The organism is Virgibacillus salexigens (assembly GCF_000723585.1).
In the GTDB taxonomy this organism is placed as follows: Bacteria; Bacillota; Bacilli; order Bacillales; family Amphibacillaceae; genus Virgibacillus; species Virgibacillus salexigens.
On the sequence record NZ_CCDP010000002.1, the window covers coordinates 353,843 to 374,662 of the forward strand.

General features: G+C 36.5%; 21 protein-coding genes. 5 read left to right on the forward strand and 16 right to left on the reverse strand.

Annotated features, from left to right (window positions below; all coding sequences use genetic code 11):
- The first annotated feature begins 156 nt into the window (after window positions 1–156).
- Window positions 157–1,536: a Na+/H+ antiporter NhaC gene (gene nhaC / locus BN990_RS14625; protein ID WP_021292180.1), complete on the forward strand. Its 1,380-nt coding sequence runs from the start codon at window positions 157–159 to the stop codon at window positions 1,534–1,536.
- 59 nt (window positions 1,537–1,595) lie between these two features.
- Here nhaC and map read toward each other — a convergent pair whose 3' ends face one another.
- Window positions 1,596–2,348: a type I methionyl aminopeptidase gene (map, locus tag BN990_RS14630; RefSeq protein WP_021292179.1), complete on the reverse strand. Its 753-nt coding sequence runs from the start codon at window positions 2,346–2,348 to the stop codon at window positions 1,596–1,598.
- A 141-nt stretch (window positions 2,349–2,489) separates the two neighbouring features.
- Here map and BN990_RS14635 point away from each other — a divergent pair, with 141 nt between their 5' ends.
- Complete coding sequence (locus BN990_RS14635) at window positions 2,490–3,215, forward strand: ABC transporter ATP-binding protein (protein ID WP_021292178.1); 726 nt, start codon at window positions 2,490–2,492, stop codon at window positions 3,213–3,215.
- Window positions 3,208–4,851: a putative ABC transporter permease subunit gene (locus tag BN990_RS14640; protein ID WP_074436701.1), complete on the forward strand. Its 1,644-nt coding sequence runs from the start codon at window positions 3,208–3,210 to the stop codon at window positions 4,849–4,851. Before BN990_RS14635 ends, BN990_RS14640 begins: the two co-directional genes overlap by 8 nt.
- A gap of 40 nt (window positions 4,852–4,891) precedes the next feature.
- Here BN990_RS14640 and BN990_RS22025 read toward each other — a convergent pair whose 3' ends face one another.
- From BN990_RS22025 to BN990_RS14675, 8 genes are all read right to left on the reverse strand, one after another.
- On the reverse strand, window positions 4,892–5,023 hold the full coding sequence (locus BN990_RS22025) for a YjcZ family sporulation protein (RefSeq protein ID WP_021292176.1): 132 nt from the start codon (window positions 5,021–5,023) through the stop codon (window positions 4,892–4,894).
- A gap of 273 nt (window positions 5,024–5,296) precedes the next feature.
- The gene (locus tag BN990_RS14645; protein ID WP_038245666.1) at window positions 5,297–6,055 is read right to left on the reverse strand and encodes a (S)-benzoin forming benzil reductase; all 759 of its coding nucleotides are present in this window, start codon (window positions 6,053–6,055) and stop codon (window positions 5,297–5,299) included.
- A 95-nt stretch (window positions 6,056–6,150) separates the two neighbouring features.
- Window positions 6,151–7,521, reverse strand: coding sequence for a dipeptidase (locus tag BN990_RS14650; protein WP_021292174.1), 1,371 nt, complete (start codon window positions 7,519–7,521; stop codon window positions 6,151–6,153).
- 119 nt (window positions 7,522–7,640) lie between these two features.
- Complete coding sequence (locus BN990_RS14655; RefSeq protein WP_021292173.1) at window positions 7,641–8,774, reverse strand: bifunctional cystathionine gamma-lyase/homocysteine desulfhydrase; 1,134 nt, start codon at window positions 8,772–8,774, stop codon at window positions 7,641–7,643.
- A gap of 62 nt (window positions 8,775–8,836) precedes the next feature.
- Window positions 8,837–9,754 carry a PLP-dependent cysteine synthase family protein gene (locus BN990_RS14660; protein ID WP_021292172.1) on the reverse strand — a complete coding sequence of 306 codons (918 nt, stop codon included), beginning with the start codon at window positions 9,752–9,754 and terminating at the stop codon, window positions 8,837–8,839.
- A gap of 15 nt (window positions 9,755–9,769) precedes the next feature.
- Window positions 9,770–10,231, reverse strand: a complete 462-nt coding sequence (locus BN990_RS14665) for an S-ribosylhomocysteine lyase (protein ID WP_021292171.1) — start codon at window positions 10,229–10,231, stop codon at window positions 9,770–9,772.
- Window positions 10,232–10,256: 25 nt separating this feature from the next.
- A complete protein-coding gene (locus BN990_RS14670; RefSeq protein WP_021292170.1) occupies window positions 10,257–10,895 on the reverse strand; it encodes a class I SAM-dependent DNA methyltransferase in 639 nt (212 codons plus the stop codon).
- A gap of 137 nt (window positions 10,896–11,032) precedes the next feature.
- Complete coding sequence (locus BN990_RS14675) at window positions 11,033–11,653, reverse strand: YhcN/YlaJ family sporulation lipoprotein (protein ID WP_021292169.1); 621 nt, start codon at window positions 11,651–11,653, stop codon at window positions 11,033–11,035.
- A gap of 164 nt (window positions 11,654–11,817) precedes the next feature.
- On the opposite strand from BN990_RS14675, the gene BN990_RS14680 reads away from it, so the two are divergent.
- A complete protein-coding gene (locus tag BN990_RS14680; protein ID WP_021292168.1) occupies window positions 11,818–12,054 on the forward strand; it encodes a YhdB family protein in 237 nt (78 codons plus the stop codon).
- Between the two features lie 67 nt (window positions 12,055–12,121).
- Here BN990_RS14680 and BN990_RS14685 read toward each other — a convergent pair whose 3' ends face one another.
- The 5 genes from BN990_RS14685 to BN990_RS14705 form a co-directional block, all read right to left on the reverse strand.
- Window positions 12,122–13,348: an anti-sigma factor domain-containing protein gene (locus tag BN990_RS14685; RefSeq protein ID WP_021292167.1), complete on the reverse strand. Its 1,227-nt coding sequence runs from the start codon at window positions 13,346–13,348 to the stop codon at window positions 12,122–12,124.
- Window positions 13,345–14,073 (reverse strand): RNA polymerase sigma factor SigI, encoded by a 729-nt coding sequence (gene sigI / locus BN990_RS14690; protein ID WP_021292166.1) that lies wholly within the window; start codon window positions 14,071–14,073, stop codon window positions 13,345–13,347. The genes BN990_RS14685 and sigI overlap by 4 nt, the downstream gene beginning before the upstream one ends.
- A 656-nt stretch (window positions 14,074–14,729) precedes the next feature.
- Entirely contained in the window at window positions 14,730–15,200 is a 471-nt protein-coding gene (locus BN990_RS14695; protein WP_021292164.1) for a thioesterase family protein, read from the reverse strand.
- A 15-nt stretch (window positions 15,201–15,215) separates the two neighbouring features.
- Complete coding sequence (locus tag BN990_RS14700; protein WP_038245667.1) at window positions 15,216–16,199, reverse strand: 3-hydroxyacyl-CoA dehydrogenase NAD-binding domain-containing protein; 984 nt, start codon at window positions 16,197–16,199, stop codon at window positions 15,216–15,218.
- 6 nt (window positions 16,200–16,205) lie between these two features.
- Window positions 16,206–17,102, reverse strand: a complete 897-nt coding sequence (locus BN990_RS14705) for a beta-keto acid cleavage family enzyme (protein WP_021292162.1) — start codon at window positions 17,100–17,102, stop codon at window positions 16,206–16,208.
- 476 nt (window positions 17,103–17,578) lie between these two features.
- Between BN990_RS14705 and BN990_RS14710 the strand changes: the two genes are divergently transcribed.
- Entirely contained in the window at window positions 17,579–19,168 is a 1,590-nt protein-coding gene (locus BN990_RS14710; RefSeq protein WP_038245668.1) for a BCCT family transporter, read from the forward strand.
- Between the two features lie 58 nt (window positions 19,169–19,226).
- Here BN990_RS14710 and BN990_RS14715 read toward each other — a convergent pair whose 3' ends face one another.
- A complete protein-coding gene (locus tag BN990_RS14715; protein ID WP_051739218.1) occupies window positions 19,227–19,934 on the reverse strand; it encodes a PRC-barrel domain-containing protein in 708 nt (235 codons plus the stop codon).
- Between the two features lie 63 nt (window positions 19,935–19,997).
- Entirely contained in the window at window positions 19,998–20,819 is an 822-nt protein-coding gene (locus BN990_RS14720) for a S1C family serine protease (protein WP_031335755.1), read from the reverse strand.
- Window position 20,820: the final 1 nt, after the last annotated feature.

A 20,820-nucleotide genomic window follows, 5' to 3' on the forward strand; every position in this document is an offset into this window, starting at 1 on the left:
TAGTTCCTTTTACATTGTTTGCAGAATAAGTCACTTATCTATTCTGAAGCATTCCATTGTTGTTAAATCGCTCAATGAGAATACCGGAGTTAAAAAGCCAACCATTTTTTAGAAAAAGTTCTCTATTTATATCTAATACATGAAGGAGGAAAATCGATGTTTCCAATTCAACCTAAACACCGTCCGTCATTATCAGAATCCATTATCTTTTTCGTTGTCATTATAGCTCTTATAAGCTATTTTATTATTAAATTGGGAACCAATCCTCATATTCCAATTTTACTTGGTATTTTCATACTAATGGCATATGGGATAATCAAAAAAATATCTTTTCAAGACCTTCAGAATGGATTAATTGAAGGTGCGCGAACAGGCATGGGTGCAGTATTCTTATTCTTTCTTATTGGTATCTTAATCAGCAGCTGGATGATAAGTGGAACGATACCTGCTTTAATTAATCTTGGTTTTTCTTTTATCGGTGGTACTTGGTTTTATGCGATTGTATTCGCCATCACTTCTATCATTGGTGTATCAATGGGAAGTTCTTTAACTACAACGGCGACAATAGGTGTTGCTTTTATTGGTATGGGGAGTGCATTAGATGCCTCTATAGCTATTACTGCAGGAGCAATTGTCTCCGGGGCATTCTTCGGTGACAAAATGTCCCCATTATCGGATACAACTAACCTCGCTTCTACAGTTGTCGGTGTTGATCTGTTTGATCACATTAAGCATATCAGTTTGACAACAATACCGGCGTTTATTATTTCGTTTATACTTTTTGCCCTTCTGTCACCAAATGAAACGGTGGGGATGCAGAATGGGGAAGCTTATCAACAAGCTTTAGCAGAAACGGGCCTCATCCATTGGACTTCCTGGCTACCACTTATGGTCTTAATTATATGTACGTACTTTCGAATACCAGCGTTTATATCGATTGCAATAAGTAGTTTATTTGCTACGATTTTCGCAGCTTTTACAAGTGGACTAGCCTTAAGTGAAATATGGGGAATTTGGTTTAATGGCTATTCAGCATCTACAAATTTCGAGCCTGTTAATGAACTATTAACAAAAGGCGGAATTAACAGTATGCTTTTTACAATTTCACTTGTTATTCTAGCCTTAGGCTTTGGCGGCCTATTATTTGTTACAGGGATTATCCCAAGTCTTTTAACTGCATTACAGGAGAAATTAAGAAATATTCGATCTATTATTGTTTCCACAGCAGCCACAGCAATAGGTGTAAATGTATTGATTGGGGAACAATACCTTTCTATCATGCTTACTGGTGAAACATTTAAAACAGTTTATGCAAAGTCAAAATTGCCTAAAAAAGTATTATCTCGTACGCTTGAAGATGCAGGAACGGTTATCAATCCACTCGTTCCCTGGAGCGTATGTGGTGTATTTATCGCAGATGTTCTAGGTGTTCCAGTTTTAACTTATTTACCGTTTGCCTTCTTCTGTCTATTAAGTCCAATAATTACGATGATCTTCAGTGGTAAATCATTTGAAACAAAATCAAAAAAAATATAAAAAAAAGGCAGTTTGGAGTAAAAGATGCTCTCCGAACTGCCTTTTCCTATCCTACAAAATTATTTATCCTGATCTGTAAGTAGTAATGGCCCTTCTTTCGTAATAACAATGGTATGTTCGTATTGTGCAGAACGCCCTTCGTCAATTGTTCTAGCCGTCCAATTATTACGATCCATTTGACTGTGCCAAGATCCTTCATTAATCATTGGTTCAATGGTTATCACCATTCCCTCTTTGAGACGTAAGCCTTTATTAGGCAGTCCAAAATGGGGAATATGTGGATCTTCATGAAGTGTCGGTCCGATTCCATGACCAGTAAAATCACGTACTACTGAAAAACCTTCTCCTTCAGCATATTGTTGAATGGCATGCCCAATATCTCCTAGGCGGTTTCCCGCTTGCGCCTGTTCCACACCTTTATCAAGTGCGGTTTTGGTTACCTTCATTAATCGAAGACCTTTTTCATCTACATTCCCAACCGCGTACGTCCAGGCTGAGTCTGCTAAACCACCATCTAAATTAACAACCATATCGATAGTAACAATATCTCCATCTTCTAACTTTTCTTCTCGAGGGAAACCATGGCAGATTTCATCATTAATTGATGCACAAATTGCATAAGGATATCCATTATAACCTTTCTGCTCAGGTGTTGCCCCATGTTCTTTTAAAAAGTTCTCCGTAAACTCGTTTATCTCCATTGTAGTAATACCAGGTTTAATTATTTTGGCAATTTCTTTATGACAGTTAACAAGAATATCTCCTGCTGCCTGCATTTTTTCAATCTCTCGTTTACTTTTTCTCGTTATCATCTAATACTTCCTCTCTTCATACAAAATCTCCAATATATATATGTTAGAATAGCTTTAACGTACATGAAAGAAACAATACCCAACATAAAGTGTACCATAGTTTAATCTATTCATAAAAGCAATTAGAAATGAGGCGTAATCATGATTGAATTAACAAATATTCGTAAAGGTTTTCCTGGCAATAGCCGTGCCATTGACAACCTTTCGTTTACTGTCCCAGATGGAAAAATCGTTGGCTTTCTCGGCCCTAATGGAGCAGGGAAATCTACTACCATCAAAATGATAACTGGGATTCTGCCTATTGACGAAGGAAGTATTACTTTAAATGGATACAACATTAACCACCATCCGATTGAAGCAAAAAAATTATTCGGTTATGTTCCTGACCAACCAGACATGTTCCTACGATTAAGAGGAATCGAATATTTAAATTTTATCGGTGATATTTATGAGGTACCTGAACAGTTAAGACAACAACGAATCGAAAAGCTTACAAAGCAATTTCAAATTGATAAATCACTACATGATTATATCCTAAATTATTCACATGGAATGCGTCAGAAAATCATTATTAGTGGCGTATTACTACATGAACCTGCTATTTGGATCCTAGACGAACCATTAACAGGACTAGATCCAAAGTCCGCATATGTACTAAAAGACTTGATGCGTCAACATGCTGACAAAGGAAATACTGTCTTCTTTTCAAGTCATGGACTAGAAGTTGTAGAGCAGATATGTGATGTAGTTGCGATTATTAATAATGGGGAACTGCTCTTCTATGGTGATATGGACCAATTACATAAAGAATATCAAACCGATCAATCACTCGAAAATGTATTTTTGGAGTTGACAAATGATGAGTAAAACCTGGCTTTTAATGCGGATCATGCTAAAAATGCAATACTCGAAAGCTGGTAAGAGCCATTCGCAAATGTGGATTTTATTAATTGCATTTATCTTTTGTATTCCATTTGTGTTCTTATATATTGGGTTAATTAGGAGTATTGTTACAGTTCTTTTCGAATCCTTACAGCCGATAGGGCAGGAAACCGTTATTCTTGGGTTACTGTTTATTAGTATCCATGCAATCCTATTCTTTATGAGTTTCTTCACCATAATGAATACATTTTACTTTACAGAGGATATTCAATCGTTCATTCCTTTTCCCTTTCAGCCATATCAATTATTATTAGGTAAGGCAACTAACCCATTTTTATATTTATATTTAACGAATGGATTCCTGTTTCTTCCTTTTTACTTCATTTATGGGGGGGTGAGCAGTGCCTCTATATTCTATTACATACATGGGATTTTGAACTTTATACTATTGCCGTTCGTCCCTTTTTGTTTTGCAGCCATTATACTTATGATTGTCATGCGTTTTGTAAATGTTGCTAAAAACAAAGATCGTTCAAAAGTAATTGCTGGAATTGTATCTTTAGCATTTATTATTTTTATAAATGTCCTCATCCGTCTAAACACGGATACAGATAAGATAACCAATAACTTTGCGGATTACATTCAAAAAAACGATGGCTTACTAAACCAAATTACTGCATACTATCCACCAGCTTACTTCCAAACGAAATCCTTAACTGGGGCTGGAACATGGGAAGGAATACTCTGTTTACTTGCTGTTATTGCATTTACAATTGGATTATTCAGTTTATTCCTATGGGTAGGTCAGCAAACCTATCTAAAAGGAATGTTTGGAGCAGGAAATTCGAAAAAGCAAATAGTTGCTAAAAATACATTTAAAAAAGCTATAACACAACGACCAATTTGGGTTTCATTTATAAGAAAAGAATTACGAACGATTTTTCGCACTCCTTCGTTTTTACTGCAATGTGTGATACAGAGCTTGTTTAGTCCGATTTTTATCTTAATTATCCTATTGATGGATTCATCCAATGAAGCTTTTGCTGCCTTTTTTGATAACTTGTCAAGCAAACAAACGATTTTACTTTTGTTTTTAGCATCAATTATTTTACTAGGTACGAACGCAACTTCTTTGTCTTCCATTTCAAGGGAAGGAAAGAATTGGTTTGTACATATGTATTTTCCGATAAGTATAAAACAAATACTGTTTTATAAAATAATGACAGCTTGGCTGCTTAACTTAATATTGATAGGATTATTGCTAATCATCGGAAGTTTTTTATTCCAATTGTCTCCCTTATATATTGGAAGTTGGGCCATTTTAATGTTCATTGCTAGCTGGTTAACAAGTACTTTTGGAACATATCTGGACTTCAGCAATCCAAAATTAACTTGGACAGACGAACAAGAAGTCTTTAAATCAAGATTTATTAGTTTGATTGCGCTCTTTATCTATTTTGGAATGTTTGGTGGGCTTGTATTAATTATTTGGAATTCAGCTAGTATTCATGGTCTATTTCTAACATTTCTTAGTATCATGATTGCCTTAGTCCTTGTCAATGGTTTGGTATTAAAGCTAATTCAATCAAAAATTCGAGCAAAACATCAACACTATATCTAGAAATAATAAAAAAATGCAGGGGAAAACCCTGCATTTTTTATTAGCAACAGCCGCCATAGCCACCGCCGTAGCCACCACCATCTGAATAGGCAGTACCAATAATGATTAGTAAAATAAACAATACTACAAGTAGCGCGAAACCGCCGCCATAGCCAAAACCGCCTTCACTCATGCATTTCGCCTCCTCTTTCACTGAATAATTCATTTTATGCTAAAGATAAAATAATGGGAGGGAAATTAGCTTATATGGGCTTTAAATTTTACATGCTCCATCTAAATATGCAAGCAGTAGCGTTACCTATCATTTCCCACTGTTGTAATGAATGAACGATGCGTTGACACCTAAATGTCTTCCCCTCTACTTGTCTTATTTGTTTACACAAAAAGGCTTCTCGTTAGCGAGGAATCAAACTTGAAAAAATTCTCTACCTAACTTTAAGAAATATTATAAGTATTGGTTCACGTGATATATTTTTCCATTCGTGATTTTAGACTCATCAACCATAATATCTACAAGCACTCCACCAACCTTCTCTGTATTTTTCAATTGGTTTTTGTCCTTGTATTCCTTAAACTTCTCCACTGCTGCAAAGGATTCTTTTGAGCTCGAGCGAATTGCTTCTTGCATAGCCGTATCCATTATACCTGGACTAAATGCAATAACTTTGTTTTTCGTTGCTAACTTTTCTTGCTCTAACGCGACGGTTTGCGTATACATATTAATACTAGCTTTTGAACTGCAATATGCACTCCATCCATATGATGGCTTTTCCGCTGCACCTGATGTAACGGTAAGTCCAATCATCGGTACATTTTCTGCATGCGCATATTTTAAAAATATGTTCGTAGTTGCCATAGGTGCTAATACATTTACTTGAAAATGATATGCCAAGTCAGATGAGGAAATATTCATTGCATGATCAATTGGTTCAATTGCTGCGGCATTGTTAACTAAATAGATACTCGTCGGTTTCTCTTGTGTAAGTTTCATTGCGAGAGATTCGATTGTTTCATTGACTGCTTCCATATCACCTAAATCACAGCTAATATTTGTGTAATTCACCTTTTTATCGGATGCATAGGCCTCTAAATTAGAGGATTTATTACGTGAAATACCAACAACATGAACTCCTTGATTCATAAATTTTTTTGCTACACTTTCCCCTAAACCTCTTGAGACTCCTGTTACTACCGCATATTTCATACGTTATCCTCCTTTTCATTAATAAACTACAGTTGGAAATAACGAAAAGGGTCCTTGCCGCTAGAGAAAGGACCCAAATATTTATAATCCTGCTTTTATTGATTACCTACTTCATTCCAATAATATATAAGGGTTTCCATCCCTTTATCAAAACTATCAATTGGAAAGCTTTCATTTGGCGAATGAAGCCGATCGTCTGGTGTTCCAAAACCTAACAATACAATTGGCATTTGATAGATTGCTTCGATCCACTCCACCACAGGAATGGATCCACCCATTCTAACAAAAACAGTCTCTTTATTAAATGCCTTCGTGTAGGCAGTTGCAGCTTTGGTAATTAATGGATGGTTTGGTTCTACTTTATAAGCTTTCGCAGATAACTTTTCCTTTTTAACATCTACTGTAACTCCTGCAGGGGCAACATTCATTACATGTTCCTCTAACAGCTGTTGAATTTTAACAGGATCTTGTCCAGGGACTAACCGGCACGTAATCTTAGCTGTAGCTGTTGAAGGAATAATTGTTTTTGTTCCTTCTCCTTGATACCCACCGTACATACCATTAACTTCAAATGTAGGACGACCCATCGTATGTTCTTTAGCCGTGTAACCTTTCTCTGAAGCAGTCTCGTTAACTCCTGTTGCTTCAGAATAGCTTTCTCCTGGAACCTGATCAATCAGCTTTTTTTCTTCTTCCGCAAGCGGCTCTACACCGTCATAAAAACCCTCGACGGTAATCACTTCTTCTTCGTTCTTCATGGAGGCAAGTATATGACTTAGAGCCATCAATGGATTCCGAATTGCACCGCCATACATTCCTGAATGTAAATCGTGGTCCGGGCCAGTGACATTGATTTCGATTCCGGTAAAGCCTTTCAATCCATATAAGATGGTTGGTTGATTCTTAGCGACCATACCAGAATCGGATATAACGGCAAAATCTGCCGCGAATTGTTCTTTTTTTGAGTGAAGCACTTCATATAAATTCTCGCTGCCTATTTCTTCTTCTCCCTCTATACATACTTTAACATTCAGCGGGAGCTTCCCCTCCGCTTTCAAATACGCTTCAAATACAGCAAGATGCATAAACACTTGTCCCTTATCATCACTAGCACCTCGAGCATATAATCGGCCATCTCTTACTTCTGGCCGAAATGGATGACTATCCCATAGTTCAAGAGGATCTGCTGGCTGTACATCGTAATGGCCATAAAAAAGTACAGTTGGCGCATTGGAACCAGCCCTGTTGTATTCGCCATAGACGAGAGGATGACCCGAAGTTGCTTGTTTCTCAGCAAAATCGAAGCCAATATCATGTAAATACGTAACGATAAAATCCGCAGCATGATGAATATCTTCTTTATGTGCACGATCCGTACTTACACTCGGAATTTCCAAAAAATTTGATAATTTGTTTAGTAATTGTTCTCGATTATTTTTTAAATACACGAGCGCTTTTTCACTCATTCGAAAGCCTCCTACTTGAAAATTCTAATATGTATCATTTTACCATATACATTTACAAAACACCTATTGGACAATACCGCTGACATAATAAAAAAGGCAGCAATAGCTGCCTTGTCTATCTATTCCAGTGCCTGTTCCAAATCCTCAATTAAATCTTCACTATCTTCAATACCTATGGATAAGCGAATTAAGCCATCTGTAATACCCAGCTCTTGCCTCCGCTCCCTCGGGATCGATGCATGTGTCATTTTTGCAGGGACTGAGATCAAACTTTCTACCGCTCCCAAACTTTCTGCCAAAGTAAAGTAGTTTACTTTTTCAATCACTGTCTCTGCTGCCTTACTACTTCCAACATCAAATGAAACCATCCCTCCAGAGCCTTTTGCCTGCTGCATTGCTATTTCATGGCCTTGATGTTTCTTAAGTCCAGGATAATAAACCTTCGTTACCTGTGGATGACTTTCAAGAAAAGCTACAAGTTTTCTCGTATTTGCCTCAATTGCCTCCATGCGTAGACCTAGAGTTTTAATCCCTCGCATTAATAGCCAAGCATCTTGTGGCCCTAATATTGCTCCCACAGAGTTTTGGATAAAATGAATTTGTTCAGCAAGCTTCTCGGAATTAACAACTACAAGTCCAGCTACTACATCACTATGCCCACCTATATATTTCGTTGCACTATGCAATACTATATCAGCACCCAAATCTAATGGTAATTGCCAATAAGGAGTAGCGAACGTATTATCCACAATAAGGAGTAAGTCGTGTTTTTTGGCAATAGCGGCCATTTTCTGTAAATCGGTAATTTTTAAAAGCGGATTCGTAGGTGTCTCAATAAACAAAGCCTTTGTATTTGGTTTTATCGAATCTTCTACTTTTTTTGGATTACTTGTATCTACAAATGTATGACTTAAGTCAAATCGATTCAATACATTTGTCATCATCCGATAAGAACCACCATAAACATCGTCTGTTAATAGTACATGGTCACCAGTATTAAATAACATCATTACTGATGTTATTGCTGCCATTCCAGAGCCGAAAGCAAAACCTGCCTGACCATTTTCTAAATCAGCAATTACCTCTTCCAGCGCATTCCGAGTAGGATTACCGGTCCGAGAATATTCATATCCGCGATGTTGACCAACGTTGTTTTGCTCATAGGTACTTACTTGATATATAGGTACTGAAACCGCACCTGTTTGCTTATCACCAGTAATACCACCATGAACCATTTTTGTTTTTCTTCGCATTCCGATTCTCCTTCATACATTAAAGCAGCTGAGTTGAAAACCGCTTTTCTTATTCTTTTCTTTTATCTAGGATAAATATCCTTGCTTAAATAACGATCACTTCCATCTGGAAATACTGTCACAATCGTTGTGCCTGGAGAGGCAAGCTCTGCTTCCTTCAGTGCGGCATACATTGCAGAACCAGAAGAACTCCCAACGAGTAATCCTTCTTTTTCCGCCAAGGTTTTAACTAAATCAAAAGCATTATCATCCGGTACAGTATAAACCAGATCTATCAGGGAATGATCCATATATTCAGGAAAAAATTCCATTCCAATACCTTCAGTCCGATGAGACCCAGACTCACCACCGCCAATAATTGAACCTTCTGGCTCTACAATAACCGCTTTTAATTGTTTATTCCTTTCTTTCATGTATCTGGTCGTTCCCATAAACGTTCCAGCAGACCCTGCTCCAGCAACAAATATATCTACTTTCCCTTCTAAGTCTGACCAAATTTCTGGAGCCATTGTTTGATAATAGGTAGTTGGATTAGCTTCATTAGTAAATTGCTGTGGAGAGTAACTATTCGGTATCTCCCCTAATAACTGCTCCGCCTTCTGTATTGCACCTTTCATTCCTAATTCCCGAGGAGTAGAAACAATCGTTGCTCCTAAAGCTCTCATCAGTGTTTGTTTTTCAGTACTAAAATGTTCTGGTACACATAAGATAACGGAAAGATTATGTGATATTGCCGCAATCGCTAAACCAATACCGGTATTTCCAGCTGTCGGTTCAATAATGGTACCACCTGGATGGATTCTCTCTTTCGTTAAGGCATCCTGAATTAACGCAACTCCTAATCGATCCTTAATGCTTCCTCCAGGATTTAGAAACTCTAATTTAGCATATAAATGGACATCCTTTGGTAATGAAAAGTTCGTTAACTCAAGTAATGGGGTATCTCCGATAATATGCTGAATCGACTTGTAAACTGTCATCCATTTCTCCTGCCTTTAGAATACTTGATGCCATTCGTTCCGATGATCTAACATTTCCTGGGCAATTTTTTTTGCCCCTTCTAAGCTATGATTTGCTGCCCAGCCACATTGTACCTCATTGCAAGCAGGTACTTCCCGGGCTTCTAGAACGTCGTTTAAGGTGTGTTCAAAGGCCTCTAATACTTCCTCATATTGATCACGATTCATAATAGATAAATAAAAGCCAGTCTGGCATCCCATAGGACCAATATCTAATACATTATCCATATGATTACGGATATTCTCTGCCATTAAATGTTCAATGGAGTGTAATCCATCCATATCCATATGTTCCTTATTAGGTTGTTTAAACCGAATATCATATTTATATACTTTATCCCCATTAGCCCCTTCTGTAACGCCAACTAAACGAACATATGGTGCCTTCACTTTTGTATGATCAAGATTAAAACTTTCTACATTCATTTTTTTTGCCATGATAACCGCTCCTTTTCGAAATATACTATTTTTTCGTAGCTACGATTAACCAAACGAAGTCATTCATTTGTTTCATTGCTATATCAAAATTATACAAGGTGAAGATACTTTTTAAAACCGTTACTGTTGGATAATACTCCCGTTGTAGGTCTTCTGCAAGATCCATATAACCATGTTTTTTTGCATGATCTATTTCCTTGTGTTTTTTTTCTTCAGTAATGAACACGGTGTCTCCAAATACTACTTTTCCACCTATTGGCAGCAATTCTGAAAACTGTTTAATAGCACTCTCCTTTTCCGTATCCGTTAAGTGATGAAACGCATAGGTGCTTACAATGGTGTCTACCTTTTCTGTGAAAGCTGGAAAGTGAAGGAAGTCCCCTTCGACTATTTGGACATTTGGAAGTTTTTTATTAGCAATTTCACGCATCGCTAACGATGGTTCAACTCCGACAAACTCATGCCCTGCTTCAATGAGCTTTTGAGATAAATTCCCAGTCCCTATTCCAAACTCTAACACGCTGCCTTCCGTATAGGAAACCACTGTATCTAAAATATGATTGTAGTTAGCAAAGACACGTGCATATTGCGGATCCATCCCTGCCACACTGTCATCGTATTGATTTGCCCAATCATCAAAAATCGATAGAAACTCTCTCCCCATGTTTTTCAGCTCCAAAAATAAATTAATCCTTACTAAAACACTATGGATAGTAAGAATTATATGTATAATTATATAATAAGTTCCTATTTTTTAAAAGAAAAAACGAGTAGCCTTGAAATTGGGCCACTCGTTTATCATTAACGATTTTGCGGGAATAAGCGTTCAACCATATTACCGAATTGATCAAAAAACCCTTCTACTGGCTCTCCATTATCCACATCTTCCGCATAATTTTGCGTTAAGTTAAGAAAATCCGGGTTAGTTGAGACATATACATTATCTATGTCTTTATCAACAGACTGAACAATTTCTTTAATTTTTGATTTTACTGCATCCGTAACTTCATTTCCGTTATCCGCATTATTTGTGTTTGTATTATTTGTATTCGTATTATCTGCTGTATTTTTATTCTCGGTATTTGCATCATTCTTGTCTAGACCTGCCGCAACGTAAGCGTTGTTATCCGTAGTTACAACGTATGCACGATCAATTTCATCAATTTCATTGGTTATTTTGTCAGCTGCTTCTTTTGAAACATCATAACGATCAGCATTATTATTTTCCTGATCTCGCTCCGATGTTCTTCTCATCTCATAATCACGGTCACCTGCCATGCCATCGCCAGTATTATTATATCTTGTTTGTTCTGCGTTTTCTTCCGCTCCATTGTCTGGATTATTGTTGTTATCATCTGTATTGGCACATCCCATTAGCACAATACCAAGTACAGCAAGAATACTAACTAATTTTATTTTCATGTGTATTTACCTCCTTTGTTTTGCCCTTAGTATGATTCAAGGTTGAGTTATTATACTTTTTTTATTTAGCCTTTTTATGGCAAATACACCATTTTTGTTTCAGACAATATATATATAATATGGGGACACTATGGAATAACCCTTACAATTTAAGGAGGGGTAAAATGGATATTCCTGATTATGATAAAGCACTTTACTATACGCTTTGGGGACATTGGGACGATTTGCTTGTACTTATGGTACGAACAAATGATGATCTTCTCTCAAAAAAAATTCAACATTTTCTGCACGCTTTTCATTATTCACTTGATGAACGAACAATTATGGAATCTCATGACAATCTGCTTTATTACTTGGATCATGCAATGAAATATGAATCCACAGTTACGATGAAAGTATAAAAAGTAACACAGACCTTACCACATGGTCTGTGTTACTTCATTTGTTTATTCTACTCGTTAATTCGATTTAATCATCGTACTCTCTTTCATCTTCATCATCTCTATCCTCTTTATCATCATCTGTATCTTCTTCATCATCACCGTATTTATGTCTATATCCATGGCTTTTCTTCTCTTCTCGACCACAATTGTAGTCGCTTTCATCTTCATATTCATTATCATGATGGCGCTTTTGATACCATTGCTTATCTTTCTCCCATTTATGATTGTCCCTATCCGTTTGTTTATGTTCATTCTTTTTTGTATTTGTAGGTTTCTTTTTAGATTTCGCTTGGTCTTTCTCTTCTGTCTGTTTGGTATCTTCATTTTTACTACTATTTTTTGCTGATGACGTTGATGGAGCCTTCGATTGTATTGGATTTTCTTGCTGCTCTTTATTATTTTCTGATTGTGGATTATTCTTTTGTTTATCCTTAGCATTGGTTTGATCCGTCAATGAATCTTGTTCTGACACCTTTTCAGAATTACTTTCGGAATCACTTTCTTTTTTAGAATTATAAAATGAATTAATAATAGCTCTATCCTCATCATCCAATTTCGTTTCTGAATCAGTGTTTTTAGTTAACGTATCATCCTTCTCTTGTATTGCCGCAGCCATCGCTTCATTCATAGACATGTGATTATCTTCTGCTTCCTGCCTGATTTCATCTGGAACATAATAAGTTGCAATATCCCATTCGGAACCTTCTACTTGAAAATAGCGTTGCATTCTCTCGATTATAGATGAACCTTTATTATTTTGAATCAAGCTTACTCCTACTAACATATGTTTTTGATTATTAATTAAGCCAGTCTCTTCACTTTCAACCATAATCATATGTATTACATCTTCCAATGCTTTTCCCTGATATTCACCTAGCTTGCCTACAATGTTTTCAGCATCATTATTAATAGGACGAATGGATTGGACTTGCAAATCTTCACTGATTTGTAATTCTACACTGGGATTTATATCTATTCCAACATAAGCATATGTTTTTTTATTATCCATAAGAAAATAAAAAGGCAGCACAAATAAAAGCATGATACTTACTAAAGCAAGTAAACGCATTGGCATATTCATTTTATGACCACGAGACAAGAAATGAAAACGCTTTTGTGCTGGGATTGGTTTAAAAGTAACTTCAGCTCCAATTTCAACATTCTTAACAGGGATTGCCTTATAGAATACACCTTCTTCTGTAAGAACAATCATATACTTTCGATGCTGTTCCATGATGATCCCTTTCTTCACTGACCCACCCCCTTCAAATAGTCTTTAAGATATAGATAGTCTTCTGTAAGTACAATAAAAATCGCTAATATATATTTTCGATTACGTTCTAGTGTTTTCTTACTTACATCAACGTTTTTTACCAGTTCTTTAATTGGCAACTTTCGTTTCGCTATCACATACTCTTTTAACTCAGGCTTTTCACATAATACCCTTGCTGTTCGTATCGCTGATTCACGGGCATCTCTATGTTTCGGCGATACCTCTGTTAATTCAGCTAAACTCATTTTATATAGTTTTAGCTTTTCTTTAAAATCAAGTATTTCTTGTTTACGATACCATGAATCCTGCTCTAATTGATACTGTTCCTTTACTGCGAGAATTTCTGTAGGGTTTTCCATCTGTTCCGCATCATATGTTTCATCTAAAGAAACTGCAGCTGGGCGTTTTTGAACATACCGAATGTAATCAATTACCTTCCGTTTAATCACCAGTTTTGCAAAGGATAAGAAGGAGCTACCCCTCTCTGGTGAATAGGATAAAATTGCTTCATTAAAAGCTGAAAGTCCAATACTGAATTCATCATCCTTTTTAGGATCAATATACCGTTTACAGACTTCTGAAACACATTTTGCAATAAAAGGTTGATATGTTTTTAATAGATAATTTTGGACAGTCTGGTCTCCTTGCTGGGCTGAAAGTATCATTTCTTCTAAGGGAATATCTTTTAATGATTTACTCACCATCAATTAAAAGCCCCCCTAGCCATTATAATTTTCGAGTTGTTTGAAATATTTTTGGCCGTACTATTTCCATATTCACATTCATTCCATTTATAATCATTCATTAATTTATTAGTCACGATGTATTCACCATCTTTTATTATTAGTTTCAATAAAATATATCTTCGGTCTGTCGGGTTTTTTCTTTCAACCCTACTTATTTCAGTTAAAGCAATTGATTCTCGTTACGGGTATTGCTCCCCGTTATTACACATTTAATAGGTTTAATTATTCATTCTAACAAGCTATATATACCCGTTCATTTTTTAAATTTTTATTACGTTTTGAGGCTAGTCCCCAAAATAAGGTTGTTACACTACGAATATTATGATGTATCTTGTCGTAATTTCATATGACAAGTCATTTTATCTTAACGTAACGAATACCGTGTGGCTACCACAAACCCGTTACATTTTCTTTAAATAATAATTACTCTCTTCACCTATTATGTAATAATTTCTTTACAATGTCTTTAATCAATTTTTACCTGTGACTTTTTGCTTATATTGTATGATTTTATGAATAATAAGAATATAATGAAACGATCATTTTATAAAATACTTTAAATATAAGAAGCTGTCGAGAAGTGTCTCGACAGCTTTGATGAAACAACGTATTATTTATTTTTTCCTTATTCCTATTACCCTTCCAGCTTCTTTCGGCTTTTCAGCCGGTGTATACATAGAAGCAAGTTCTTTAACTTTTGACAATATTTGATCAGGAAAAGGTGACGGTTTACCAGTCGCTTGATTCATACCCATTAACATTTGTTCACTCGAAGCGGCTCGTTTCCCATTCAACCCCATTAATTCAAAGAAAACATGTATACGTTTTGCATCATAATCCAGCAATTGTACATGTACTTCGAGTGGCTCATTATACTCCATTTCTGCTAAATAACAGATATGTGTTTCTAATGTGTACATGGTGTATTGTTCTGTTTCACGAAAGGAATCATCAATACCTGCAAGCTTCATTAATCGATCGACAGCCCAGCTAAATACACGCCCATACTCTGCATCGTTCATATGCCCATTATAGTCAATCCATTCTTTTCTTACCCGATCTTCTAAAATTACTTTTGACGTCACTTCCAAACCCTCTTTCTATAATTCGCCTTTAATCGTTGCTGCTGGCCAATATTTCTTTACTAAATCCTGCAGTTCAATTAAAAACTGATCACGTCGTTCTTCTAATTCTTCCATCGTTGTTCCTGCAGTTTGTTGTTCACAACCACTAATAACTTTTTCAGAGAGCTCCTCAGTTAATTCTGGAGCTTCTAATTTTGTCCATGGAAGTTTAAGAGCTGGACCAAATTGCTCGAGTAAATGTGCCATTCCTTGTTTACCTCCACCCATATGCAAGGTCATGAAAGGACCCATTAATGCCCAGCGTAATCCTGGCCCATATACAATGGACGCATCTACTTCATCAGTCGTTGCTACTCCATCATTAACAATGTGCAATGCCTCTCTCCAGATAGCTTCCATTAATCGGTCAGCCACATGTCCTTCGATTTCTGTTCGAATAACGAGTGGCTTCATTTCCATACCATCATAGACACTTTTAGCGACATTAATTGAAGAAGAAGACGTTTTTTGTCCACCTACAAGTTCAACTAAAGGCATTAGATAAACTGGATTAAATGGGTGTGCAACAATTACTCTTTCTGGATAAAGGCTACAATCAGCTTGCAATGTACTTGGAAGAATACCTGAAGTACTAGATGCAATAATTGTTTCTTCTGGTGCATATTTGTCAATTTCTGCTATAACCTGACGCTTTAGTTCTTCTCTTTCAGGAACATTTTCTTGAACAAAGTCAGCATTTGAAACAGCTTTTCCCAGATCACTTTCGAAAGATAAATTATCTAAAGAAGCTCCATTTGTTAGCCCCTTTTTTTCCATGGCTGGCCATGCCCTTGAAACAGCTTCGCGTGTGCGTGCTTCTGCTTTAGGATCTAAATCACTAGCAGTTACATGATAGCCATTTGCTAAGAATCTAGTTATCCATCCATTCCCTATGACACCAGTCCCGACGACGGTTATATTTTTTATCTTTGTTGTTGTATTTGAAGTTTGTACTGACATCTCTGATTATTCTCCTCTTTCATGTGGATTTCTTAAATTTAAATAATTACGCGCTTCCACGGGACTCATTACTTCATGACCTAAACCATGAATCGTTTCTACTGCTTTATCTACGAGTTCTTCGTTCGTAGCAAGCTGACCTTTCTTTATATACAAGTTATCCTCTAGACCAACACGTGCATTTCCTCCTTGGATAACAGATTCAGCAACCATCGGTAGTTGCATTCTTCCGATCCCAAAAGCAGCCCATTTTCCATTTTCAGGTAAACGACTTTTCATGTAGGCAATTGTTTCAGCATCAGCATCTGCTCCCCAAGGAATCCCAAGACAGAATTGATATAAAGGATCCCCTTCAATTAACCCTTCTTTCATTAATTGATTTGCAAACCGTATATGACCCGTATCAAAACATTCAAGTTCTGGTTTAACACCACTATCTTTTATTAGTTGAGCCTGCTTACGTAACCAATTTGCCGGACTAATGTAAATTTGATCACCAAAGTTCACACTACCACAATCTAAGGTACATATTTCAGGAAGTAACAAACCAACTGGTTCATGACGTTCCTCTGGTGTTTGAATATCCGTTCCTAGTCCCCCTTTTGTTGGGTCTGCATCACTAGGTATCCAATCGCCACCACCACCGGCAGTAATATTTATAATAACATCTGTTTCAGACGCACGAATTCGCTCTACAACTTCTTGAAATAATTGAACATCATGACTCAATTTTTTCGTTTCTGGATCACGTACATGGATATGTGCAATGGTCGCACCTGCCTTAGCTGCTTTAATTGCTGAATCTGCAATTTCTTTTGGCGTTACCGGTACATGCGGGCTTTTTTCAGCTGTCTCGCCAGCACCTGTTATTGCACAAGATAATATAACTTTTCGATTATTCATTCTTCTTCCTCCTATCTATTCTGATGCATATGTTCGACTACTTCGCCACTTCCAAAAAATAAATTGATTTCCATCAGGATCTCATTTTGTACCTCTATTTCGTTATTGTACTACTATCTGATTGTCTCTCTTTACCTACTGGATAAAATGGAAGTAAAGGGAACCAGCTCAGTAACCGTTAGGATTTTTCTCAACAAGAAATTTATTACTTCATCATCGTGACGACATATCAATCTTTGTTTTACGTAGAAACTGTAACATGCATGTACAAAAATAAAAAATATCAATTCAACTAGAATATGGGAGCATATGAGAGAATGAGCTAACTCAACCATTATAAACTTTATAAATAATAAAATTTATAAAGTTTATAAGTTATTTGATGTTTGTGTGGGCTAGTTTGGTTTGCTAAGATAATAAAGTCCTTTAAATCGGAAAATTTTATATTTATGATAGGAAAGGTGTTTGATTACTATATGAATTTTAAACTAATCGATTGGCCAACCTTCTTAGGGGCCTTATTTATATTATTAGGTGTTTCTCTGCCTCTGATTTTCTTTCCAGAAGCTGGGGCTGAAGTAATTAATCTAGCCAATTCTTTCATGACTGGTAATTTTGGAATTCTATATTTAATATTAGGGCTTGGATGTTTTCTGTTTCTTGTATTTGTTGCATTTAGTAAGAATGGACGAATCAAATTAGGGAATAAAGATGACAAAAAAGAATTTAATACGTTCTCATGGGCAGCAATGCTATTTGCTGCTGGGATCGGCTCTAGTATCCTTTATTGGGGAATGATTGAATGGGCTTATTACTATCAAGGGCCGCCATTTGGAGTAGAACCTAAATCAAATGAAGCTATTCAATGGGCATCTACGTATGGAATTTTTCATTGGGGGCCGATTGCTTGGGCCATCTATACTTTACCTGCTCTCCCTATCGCATACTTTTACTATGTACGAAAAAAGCCTGTTTTGAAAATTAGCGAAGCTGTCCGACCAGTATTAGGAAAGTATGTTGATGGCCCCGTAGGCAATATCATTGATATATTGTTTATGTTCGGTCTTATGGGTGGTGCTGGAACAACGTTAGCATTAGGAACGCCTATGATTGCAGAAGGAATCCATGACCTAACCGGTATACCAGTTACATTAGGCTTAAAAGCAGTCATCATGTTGTTATGTACCGTAATCTTTGCCGTCAGTGCCTATTCTGGGTTACGTAGAGGAATTAAGGTATTAAGTGATGTTTGTATTTGGTTAACGATTCTATTAATGGCTTTTGTATTTATCTTTGGACCAACTGTATTTATTAGTGAAACGACTTTTTCTAGTATTGGTATTCTTGCAGATAATTTCTTCCGCATGGCTACATGGTTAGAGCCATTTAGAGACTTGGCCGGATTTTCGGAAACTGGATTCCCAGAATCATGGACGGTTTTCTACTGGGCATGGTGGGTTGTATACGCACCATTCGTTGGTTTATTTGTTGCACGTATTTCCCGAGGCAGAACAATTCGTGAGATGATTCTTGGTACGATGATATATGGTACGTTGGGCTGCATTTTATTCTTTGGGATTCTTGGTAACTTTGGACTTTACCTTCAACTTTCTGGCACATTTGATGTCATCGGGTTTATGAATGAAAACGGAGCACCAGCTGCTATCATAGCAATCCTCCATCAACTTCCTATGGCAAAAGTTGTTGTGGGCGCATTTACCATATTAGCTGTTCTATTTTTAGCAACAACCTTTGATTCTTCTTCTTATATCTTAGCCTCTGTGGTGCAAAAACAAATGAAAGGTGAACCAATGCGATGGAATCGTTTATTCTGGGCATTCACTTTATGTCTGTTACCGCTTGTTCTAATGTTTATCGGAGATCTTGAGGCATTACAAACAGCAAGCATCGTTGCAGGTTTTCCACTCATATTCATCATGTTCCTATTGTCATGGTCGTTTATCAAAGCATCCAATCATGATCTTAAATCATCTAGAGAGTTTAAAAATCCAACCATTCACATTAGTAAAAAAGATAAGGATGTAAATCCAAAATCAAAGAATTAATTTTAGAAAAAAGGACTACGGTAGATTGTCTCTACCGTAGTCCTTCTGATATTACATTTTATAAATTTGGCAATATAGTAGCTTTCGATTTATATACGGCATTTGTCTTGGCTTCTGCTAATGTCTCGTTTAAATAAATATCTTCTTCAAACCAATCCACTGTTTCAATCTTATCAATTGGATAAATCAAGTATGCTTCTTCTGTATACGTATCGCTATCTTGTACTACCATATATCTTAGTTTCCAATACTCTGTATCGAATACCATATCGATAACCGTTCCAATCTTTCCATCATTCGCGTGTACTTTATATCCTAATGTTTCATCTTCGCTTCGCAAATCATACGCCTGCATGTCATGTAAACGTTGTTCTTGTATTTCGGATTGCTCATTTGATCGAGGGGAGGTAAAAGGTTCATCTATGTTTCCCCAAATCATATTTCCTGTCCAATCTCTTGCCCAACCATAATAACTAATGAGCGAATTTTCTACATCTTTTGTAATTGCATGTTCTTCAGGTATTGTAGGACTATTTCGAATGGTATCTTTATCTAATTCTACCTCTACAAGTTCTTCCCTTTCATTAAGCGTTCGGAAGGAAGTTGGAGAAATAAGCACGCGCCTGCCTAGGAGCCACTTTCTTGAATCTATAACCGCATATCGTATCGTCCATTTTTGATCGTCAAAATACAAATCCTTGACTTTCCCCATTTCTCCATCTGATGCATGAATATTGTAGGCTTTCAAATCAGATGTAAAGAACATTTCATTTTCCTCCTTCAATGTTTACTGATCTCATACCCTTTTTTTGTTCCTTCCAAACAGCCCTTACCTTTGATAATCATAATAATAATCAATTGAATAAAATAATCCCACTTTTCCATGGCTTTTATGGTCTAAAGTAGCAAAAATGATGCCTATTACCTTTCCGTTGTTATTTATTACTGGACTACCGCTATTTCCTCTGTATACAGGAGCATCAAGCATAATAACCTTACGATCCCAAGAAGGAAGTTGTGTTTCACCAATAACGGTTCCTTCATTAGCTATTCCATGAAACTGAAGTGGGTTACCAATAAACTGGATAGCATCATTTTTTTGAATATCTGCATTTTTCGCTAACTGTAAATATGGCATATTTTCAGAATCAATATCCAATATTGCTAAATCAATGGATGGGTGAATCTCCTTAACATGAGCCGGATAAAGTTTGTCATTAGGAAAAGCAACGATGATTTCGCTTGCTTCCTCCACCACATGGTAATTTGTCAGAATCAACCCATCTGACGAAATAGAAAAGCCCGTTCCTTTTGAATCTCCAGTTTCAACGGTAACTACGGCCTGCTGATACGTTTTGATATCCTCTTCTTGAGATAACTGTGCTGAAGTAATTAAGAAATCAATGGCTGGAATTGAAAAAGTACGCGGGATTATTGCAATCACATTTAATAATAGAACTGACGCGATTAACCAAAACGCCCATTTAGGAAATGGACGTTTGGGTCTTTTTTGTTTTTCTTCTTCTTTTTCTCTTGCTAACGCTTGCTGTCTTTCTTGCTCAACTAATTCAAATAACGTTTCATCATCAATTTCTTCATACAAATCTTCATCTATTATATCCCGTTTCCGCTTATCTTTAGAGCTCATCATT

What these genes read in the sequence shown, in the direction of transcription:
- nhaC (WP_021292180.1), top strand. Translation starts at nt 157, where the DNA reads ATGTTTCCAATTCAACCTAAACACCGTCCGTCATTATCAGAATCCATT.
- map (WP_021292179.1), bottom strand. Translation starts at nt 2,348, where the DNA reads ATGATAACGAGAAAAAGTAAACGAGAGATTGAAAAAATGCAGGCAGCA.
- BN990_RS14635 (WP_021292178.1), top strand. Translation starts at nt 2,490, where the DNA reads ATGATTGAATTAACAAATATTCGTAAAGGTTTTCCTGGCAATAGCCGT.
- BN990_RS14640 (WP_074436701.1), top strand. Translation starts at nt 3,208, where the DNA reads ATGAGTAAAACCTGGCTTTTAATGCGGATCATGCTAAAAATGCAATAC.
- BN990_RS22025 (WP_021292176.1), bottom strand. Translation starts at nt 5,023, where the DNA reads ATGAGTGAAGGCGGTTTTGGCTATGGCGGCGGTTTCGCGCTACTTGTA.
- BN990_RS14645 (WP_038245666.1), bottom strand. Translation starts at nt 6,055, where the DNA reads ATGAAATATGCGGTAGTAACAGGAGTCTCAAGAGGTTTAGGGGAAAGT.
- BN990_RS14650 (WP_021292174.1), bottom strand. Translation starts at nt 7,521, where the DNA reads ATGAGTGAAAAAGCGCTCGTGTATTTAAAAAATAATCGAGAACAATTA.
- BN990_RS14655 (WP_021292173.1), bottom strand. Translation starts at nt 8,774, where the DNA reads ATGCGAAGAAAAACAAAAATGGTTCATGGTGGTATTACTGGTGATAAG.
- BN990_RS14660 (WP_021292172.1), bottom strand. Translation starts at nt 9,754, where the DNA reads ATGACAGTTTACAAGTCGATTCAGCATATTATCGGAGATACCCCATTA.
- BN990_RS14665 (WP_021292171.1), bottom strand. Translation starts at nt 10,231, where the DNA reads ATGGCAAAAAAAATGAATGTAGAAAGTTTTAATCTTGATCATACAAAA.
- BN990_RS14670 (WP_021292170.1), bottom strand. Translation starts at nt 10,895, where the DNA reads ATGGGGAGAGAGTTTCTATCGATTTTTGATGATTGGGCAAATCAATAC.
- BN990_RS14675 (WP_021292169.1), bottom strand. Translation starts at nt 11,653, where the DNA reads ATGAAAATAAAATTAGTTAGTATTCTTGCTGTACTTGGTATTGTGCTA.
- BN990_RS14680 (WP_021292168.1), top strand. Translation starts at nt 11,818, where the DNA reads ATGGATATTCCTGATTATGATAAAGCACTTTACTATACGCTTTGGGGA.
- sigI (WP_021292166.1), bottom strand. Translation starts at nt 14,073, where the DNA reads ATGGTGAGTAAATCATTAAAAGATATTCCCTTAGAAGAAATGATACTT.
- BN990_RS14700 (WP_038245667.1), bottom strand. Translation starts at nt 16,199, where the DNA reads ATGTCAGTACAAACTTCAAATACAACAACAAAGATAAAAAATATAACC.
- BN990_RS14705 (WP_021292162.1), bottom strand. Translation starts at nt 17,102, where the DNA reads ATGAATAATCGAAAAGTTATATTATCTTGTGCAATAACAGGTGCTGGC.
- BN990_RS14710 (WP_038245668.1), top strand. Translation starts at nt 17,579, where the DNA reads ATGAATTTTAAACTAATCGATTGGCCAACCTTCTTAGGGGCCTTATTT.
- BN990_RS14715 (WP_051739218.1), bottom strand. Translation starts at nt 19,934, where the DNA reads ATGTTCTTTACATCTGATTTGAAAGCCTACAATATTCATGCATCAGAT.
- BN990_RS14720 (WP_031335755.1), bottom strand. Translation starts at nt 20,819, where the DNA reads ATGATGAGCTCTAAAGATAAGCGGAAACGGGATATAATAGATGAAGAT.